We start from the raw sequence: 6960 nt of genomic DNA, 5'->3' as shown, positions 1-6960 counted from the left end.
TCGCGCCGCCCGGCGGGGCGGGTCCGGCCGGAGGGCGGGCCGGAGGCGGGCCTGCTGCGGCTCCCCTCGCCGCCGGCCGTGCTGCGCGTGGTGGTGTCCATGGCGTCTCCCCCGTGCGGGCCGGGCCCGGCGGTCGTACCGGGCGGTAACTCGGTGGGGGATTTCTACGGCCGCCGAACACGCTCCGCAACCGGCGGGCGGCGCCGGGCGGGCGGCGGGCCCGGTTCACTTATCCGGGTGGCCGCGGCCCCGCCGCCGCGCACCCGGGCCCGCCCGGGGGGACGCCGGTGGACGCGCCCGGGGGCGGTCGGGCGGGCCCGAAAGGGTACGGGCCCGTCACTCCGGCGGACGCACCGTCGGGAACCGGGCGGGCGGTCGTATCCTGAGGGCGTTCCCGACTACCGAAAGCAGCCGGCCATGCGCGTGTACGTCCCCCTGACACTCCCCGGTCTCGCCGAGGCGCACAAGGCGGGCGAGCTGGGGCCCGCCCCGCTCCGCGCCTACGCCGTGACCCCGGAGCTGCGGGAGTGGTACGTGTCCGACGACATCGAGGAACTGGAGTACGCGGCCCTGAACCGGGCCGCCGTCGCCTCGCTGCGGCTGCTCTCCGCCGACGCGGGCGCACCCCGCAGGCGTGTCGTCGTCGCCCTCGACGTCGACGACAAGGCCGCCACCGCCGACCCCGGGACCGACGAGGCCGCCCTCGGTCGGGTGGTCCTGGCCGCCCCCGTACGCCTCGCCGTGGCCGCCGCCGTCCACCTGGACGCCGACGACGCCGACGAGGACGTCACGGCCGCCGCGGCGGCCGTGGAGGCCGCCGAGGGCGGGGACGGCGCCGCCCGCTCCGTCGTGGACGCCGCTGAGGACCACGAGCTGCTGTGGTTCGGCGTCCAGGAGATCCCGGGGCTGCTGAAGTGACCGGGACGAACCCCCACATCGTGTGGGACTGGAACGGCACGCTGCTGCACGACATCGACGCCGTCATAGCCGCGACCAACGCCTCCTTCGCCGAGTTGGGCTTCGCCCCGATCACCCTGGAGCGGTACCGCGACCTGTACGTCGTCCCCGTCCCGAAGTTCTACGAGCGCCTCATGGGAAGGCTGCCCACCGACGCCGAGTGGCTCGTCATGGACGAGGCCTTCCACCGGCACTACTGGGCGGCCGCCGACGGCGCCGGGCTGGCCGAGGGCGCGCTGGAGCTGCTGCGGGGTTGGCAGGAAGACGGACTGACCCAGTCCCTGCTGTCCCTGGCGCCCCACGAGAAGCTGGTGCCCCTCGTCCGGACGCACGGCATCGACCGGCACTTCCTCCGCGTCGACGGGCGCACAGGGCCCTCGCACACGACCAAGGCGGGACATCTCGTACGCCATTTGGCGGCCATGGAGGCGGCCGGAGTGAGTGCCGCCCGTACGGTCCTCATCGGGGACGCCGTGGACGACGCGCTCGCCGCGGCCCACGTGGGCGCCCGCGCGGTGCTCTACACCGGCGGTTCGCACAGCCGCGCAAGTCTGGAATCGGCCGGAGTGCTCGTCGTGGACACCCTGGCCGAAGCCGTCGCCGCAGCTCGCGAACAGGCCGGATAGCCACCCGGCACGAACAGGGCCTCCGGGTCGCTGTCCAGAGTGTCAAAGTTCCACCCCCGGATTTGTACACATACAGCTCATGACGTGCCGGGGGTGGATCGGGATAGCCTGGTACCCGTGATCAGCGCGATAGTCATCGGGGGCACTGAAGCCCCCGGCCCGCGCCCGGCGCACGACCGTGCCCGGGCCTTCGCTGGTCTCCGCTGCCGGGACACCGAGCCGATCTTGGCCGAATCCCTCCCGGTCGGCCCATTCGACGACATAGCGTCGGCAACGATCCCTGACGGACATCCCGCCTCGTGGCGGCGCCTTGTCATTCCTTCCTTCACCACCTACGTCACGCAATGGCGCGCGACAGGAGCCAGAGGACATGCAGACCAAGCTGGACGAAGCAAAGGCCGAGCTGCTCGCGCGGGCGGCACGGGTAGCTGAGAACAGCCCGGCCGGGGGGCTACTTCCGACTGGGTCCGAGCAAGGGAAGCGCCCCGACCGGGGAACCACGCTTTCCTACCTCCAGCGCTACTACCTGCACACCGCACCCGAGGACCTGTTGGACCGGGACCCGGTCGACGTGTTCGGGGCAGCGCTCTCGCACTACCGGCTGGCCGAGAAGCGCCCGCAGGGCACCGCGAACGTGCGCGTGCACACCCCCACCGTCGAGGAGAACGGCTGGACCTCCAGCCACTCCGTCGTGGAGGTCGTCACCGACGACATGCCGTTCCTGGTCGACTCCGTCACCAACGAGCTGTCCCGCCAGGGCCGCGGCATCCACGTCGTGATCCACCCGCAGGTCGTCGTGCGCCGTGACGTCACCGGCAAGCTCATCGAGATCCTCGGCCCCGACTGCGACGCCCACGGTCCCCGCACCGCGCGCCCCCACGACTCCCTCGTGGAGTCCTGGATCCACGTCGAGATCGACCGCGAGACCGACAAGGCCGACCTCAAGCAGATCACCGTCGACCTGCTGCGCGTCCTGTCCGACGTCCGCGAGTCCGTCGAGGACTGGGAGAAGATGCGCGACGCCGCGCTGCGCATCGCCGACGAGCTGCCCGCCGAGCCGACCGCCCCGGACCTGCGCGAGTACGAGCTCGAAGAGGCCCGCGAGCTGCTGCGCTGGCTCGCCGACGACCACTTCACCTTCCTCGGCTACCGCGAGTACAACCTGGTCGACGGCGACGCCCTCTCGGCCGTCCCCGGCACCGGACTCGGCATCCTGCGCTCCGACCCGCACCACAGCGGCAAGGATGACGGCCACCCCGTCTCGCCGTCCTTCAACCGGCTGCCCGCCGACGCCCGCGCCAAGGCCCGCGAGCACCGCCTGCTGGTGCTGACCAAGGCCAACAGCCGCTCCACCGTGCACCGCCCCTCGTACCTCGACTACGTCGGCGTCAAGAAGTTCGACGCCGACGGCAACGTCGTCGGCGAGCGCCGCTTCCTCGGCCTGTTCTCCTCGGCCGCGTACACCGAGTCGGTGCGCCGCGTCCCGGTGATCCGCCGCAAGGTCACCGAGGTGCTGGACGGCGCGGGCTTCGCGCCGAGCAGCCACGACGGCCGCGACCTGCTCCAGATCCTGGAGACCTACCCGCGCGACGAGCTGTTCCAGACCCCCGTCGACCAGCTCCGGTCCATCGCCACCTCCGTCCTGTACCTCCAGGAACGCCGCCGACTGCGGCTGTACCTGCGCCAGGACGAGTACGGCCGCTACTACTCCGCGCTGGTCTACCTGCCGCGCGACCGGTACACCACCGGCGTGCGGCTGCGCCTGATCGACATTCTGAAGGAGGAGCTCGACGGCATCAGCGTCGACTTCACCGCCTGGAACACCGAGTCGATCCTCTCCCGCATCCACTTCGTCGTCCGCGTCCCGCAGGGCAAGGAACTGCCCGTCCTCACCGACGGCGACGTCGAGCGCATCGAGGCCCGGCTCGTCGAGGCCGCCCGGTCCTGGGCCGACGGCTTCGGCGAGGCCCTCGTCGCGGAGCTGGGCGAGGAGCGCGCCGCCGAGCTGCTGCGCAAGTACGGGACCTCCTTCCCCGAGGGCTACAAGGCCGACCACTCGCCGCGCGCGGCCGTGGCCGACCTGTGCCACCTGGAACGGCTCTCCGCCAGCGACCGCGAGTTCGCGCTCTCGCTGTACGAGCCCGTCGGCGCGGGTCCCGGCGAGCGCCGCTTCAAGATCTACCGGACCGGCGAGCAGGTCTCCCTGTCCGCCGTCCTGCCCGTCCTCCAGCGCCTCGGCGTCGAGGTCACCGACGAGCGGCCGTACGAGCTGCGCCGCACCGACCGGGTCAGCGCCTGGATCTACGACTTCGGCCTGCGCATGCCGTTGTCGACCGGCAACGACGACTCCTACCTCGGTGACGACGCCCGCGAACGCTTCCAGGACGCCTTCGCGGCGGTCTGGAAGGGCGACGCGGAGAACGACAACTTCAACACCCTCGTCCTCGGCGCCGGGCTCACCTGGCGGCAGGCCGTGGTGCTGCGCGCGTACGCCAAGTACCTGCGCCAGGCTGGCTCCACCTTCAGCCAGGACTACATGGAGGACACCCTCCGCAACAACGTCCACACCACCCGGCTGCTGGTCTCGCTCTTCGAGGCGCGGATGTCGCCGGTCCGCCAGGCCGCAGGCAGCGAACTCGTCGACGCCATGCTGGAGGAACTCGACGGGGCCCTGGACCAGGTCGCCTCGCTCGACGAGGACCGCATCCTGCGCGCCTTCCTCACCCTCATCAAGGCGACGCTGCGCACGAACTTCTTCCAGCTGACCAGCACCGGCGAGCAGCACTCCTACGTGTCGGTGAAGTTCGACCCGCAGGCCATCCCGGACCTGCCGGCCCCCCGCCCGGCCTTCGAGATCTGGGTGTACTCCCCGCGCGTCGAGGGCGTCCACCTGCGCTTCGGCAAGGTCGCCCGGGGCGGGCTGCGCTGGTCCGACCGCCGCGAGGACTTCCGTACGGAGATCCTCGGCCTGGTCAAGGCGCAGATGGTGAAGAACACCGTCATCGTCCCGGTCGGCGCCAAGGGCGGCTTCGTCGCGAAGAACCTGCCCGACCCGTCGGTGGACCGCGACGCCTGGCTCGCCGAGGGCATCGCCTCGTACAAGATCTTCATCTCGGCGCTGCTCGACATCACCGACAACATGGTCTCGGGCGAGGTCGTGCCCCCGACCGGCGTGGTCCGCCACGACGAGGACGACACCTACCTCGTCGTCGCCGCCGACAAGGGCACCGCCACCTTCTCCGACATCGCCAACGGGGTCGCCGAGGCCTACGGCTTCTGGCTGGGCGACGCCTTCGCCTCCGGCGGCTCGGCCGGCTACGACCACAAGGGCATGGGCATCACCGCCCGCGGCGCCTGGGAGTCCGTCAAGCGGCACTTCCGCGAGCTCGGTCACGACACCCAGACCGAGGACTTCACCGTCGTCGGCGTCGGCGACATGTCCGGCGACGTCTTCGGCAACGGCATGCTGCTCTCCGAGCACATCCGCCTCGTCGCGGCGTTCGACCACCGGCACATCTTCATCGACCCGAACCCGGACGCGGCCACCTCCTACGCCGAGCGCCGGCGCCTGTTCGACCTGCCGCGTTCCTCGTGGGCCGACTACGACACCGCGCTGCTCTCGGCGGGCGGCGGCATCCACCCGCGCAGCGCGAAGGCCATCCCGATCAACGCGCAGGTCCGCGAGGCCCTCGGCATCGAGGCGGGCGTCACCAAGATGACCCCGGCCGAGCTCATGCAGACCATCCTGCAGTCCCCGGTGGACCTGCTGTGGAACGGCGGCATCGGCACCTACGTCAAGTCGACGGCCGAAACGCACGCCGACGTCGGCGACAAGGCCAACGACGCCATCCGCGTCAACGGCTCCGACGTCCGGGCCAAGGTCATCGGCGAGGGCGGCAACCTGGGTCTGACCCAGCTCGGCCGGATCGAGTTCGCCCGCACCGGAGCCGGTGGCGAGGGCGGCAAGGTCAACACCGACGCCATCGACAACAGCGCGGGCGTGGACACCTCCGACCACGAGGTGAACATCAAGATCCTGCTCAACGCGGTCGTCGCCGACGGCGACCTCACCGTCAAGCAGCGCAACGCGCTCCTCGCCGAGATGACCGACGAGGTCGGCCACCTGGTGCTGCGCAACAACTACGCGCAGAACGTGGCGCTGGCCAACGGCGCCTCGCAGGCCCCGAGCCTGCTGCACGCCCAGCAGCGGTTCATGCGCCGCCTGGAGCGCGACGGACTGCTCAACCGGGGGCTGGAGTTCCTGCCCACCGACCGGCAGATCCGCGAGCTCCTGGGCAACGGCAAGGGCCTGACCCAGCCGGAGTTGGCCGTCCTGTTCGCCTACACCAAGATCACGGTGGCGGACGAGCTCATCGCCACCGGGCTGCCGGACGACCCGTACCTGCGCCGGCTGCTGCACGCCTACTTCCCGGGCGCGCTGCGGGCGAAGTTCCCCGAGCAGATCGAGGGCCACGCCCTGCGCCGGGAGATCATCACGACCCTCCTGGTCAACGACACCGTCAACACCGGTGGTTCGACCTTCCTGCACCGTCTGCGCGAGGAGACGGGCGCCTCGCTGGAGGAGATCGTCCGGGCGCAGCTCGCGGCCCGCGAGATCTTCGGCCTGGCCGACGTGTGGGACGCCGTCGAGGCCTTGGACAACAAGGTCGACGCCAGTGTCCAGACCCGGGTGCGGCTGCACTCGCGGCGCCTGGTCGAGCGCGGTACGCGCTGGCTGCTGAACAACCGGCCGCAGCCGCTCCAGATCACCGAGACCATCGAGGCCTTCGGCCACCGGGTCTCCGAGGTCTGGGCCGAGCTGCCGAAGCTGGTGCGCGGCGCCGACCTGGACTGGTACCGGTCGATCATGGACGAACTGACCGGTGAGGGCGTGCCGGAGGAGCTCGCGGCCAAGGTCGCCGGGTTCTCCTCGGCCTTCCCGACGCTGGACATCGTCGCCATCGCGGACCGCACGGGCGTGGACCCGCTGGACGTCGCCGAGGTCTACTACGACCTCGCCGACCGGCTGGACATCACCCAGCTGATGGACCGGATCATCGAACTGCCGCGGGCCGACCGCTGGCAGTCGATGGCACGGGCCTCCATCCGCGAGGACCTGTTCGCCGCGCACGCCGCGCTGACCGCCGACGTCCTCGCGGTGGGCAACGGCTCCTCGACCCCCGAGGAGCGCTTCAAGGCGTGGGAGGACAAGAACGCCGCGATCATCGGGCGGGCCCGTTCCACGCTGGAGGAGATCCAGGGGTCGGACGACTTCGACCTGGCGAACCTGTCGGTGGCGATGCGGACGATGCGCAGCCTGCTGCGCGCGCACAGCTGACACCCCGAGCGGGCGAAGGCCCCGGTTCCCGGACGACGT

3 protein-coding genes are annotated in these 6960 nt (G+C 71.2%); all 3 read left to right on the top strand.

The genetic code is table 11. From position 1 onward, the window contains the following. The first annotated feature begins 417 nt into the window (after nucleotides 1-417). The 3 genes from NOD94_RS27810 to NOD94_RS27800 all read left to right on the top strand — a co-directional run bounded on the left by NOD94_RS27810 (nucleotide 418) and on the right by NOD94_RS27800 (nucleotide 6921). Nucleotides 418-918 (top strand): hypothetical protein, encoded by a 501-nt coding sequence (locus NOD94_RS27810; protein WP_281208868.1) that lies wholly within the window; start codon nucleotides 418-420, stop codon nucleotides 916-918. Continuing rightward, complete coding sequence (locus tag NOD94_RS27805) at nucleotides 915-1583, top strand: HAD family hydrolase (protein ID WP_281208867.1); 669 nt, start codon at nucleotides 915-917, stop codon at nucleotides 1581-1583. The genes NOD94_RS27810 and NOD94_RS27805 overlap by 4 nt, the downstream gene beginning before the upstream one ends. 370 nt (nucleotides 1584-1953) lie before the next feature. Beyond that, nucleotides 1954-6921, top strand: a complete 4968-nt coding sequence (locus NOD94_RS27800; protein WP_281208866.1) for an NAD-glutamate dehydrogenase — start codon at nucleotides 1954-1956, stop codon at nucleotides 6919-6921. Nucleotides 6922-6960 lie beyond the last annotated feature (39 nt).

Source organism: Streptomyces sp. Isolate_45, assembly GCF_024721315.2.
In the GTDB taxonomy this organism is placed as follows: Bacteria; Actinomycetota; Actinomycetes; order Streptomycetales; family Streptomycetaceae; genus Streptomyces.
Note: the sequence above shows the minus strand (reverse complement) of the source record. Positions and strands in the feature narration are given on the sequence as shown.

Excerpts from the sequence above, each read along its gene's own strand:
- NOD94_RS27800 (WP_281208866.1), top strand. The coding sequence starts at position 1,954 with ATGCAGACCAAGCTGGACGAAGCAAAGGCCGAGCTGCTCGCGCGGGCG.
- NOD94_RS27810 (WP_281208868.1), top strand. The coding sequence starts at position 418 with ATGCGCGTGTACGTCCCCCTGACACTCCCCGGTCTCGCCGAGGCGCAC.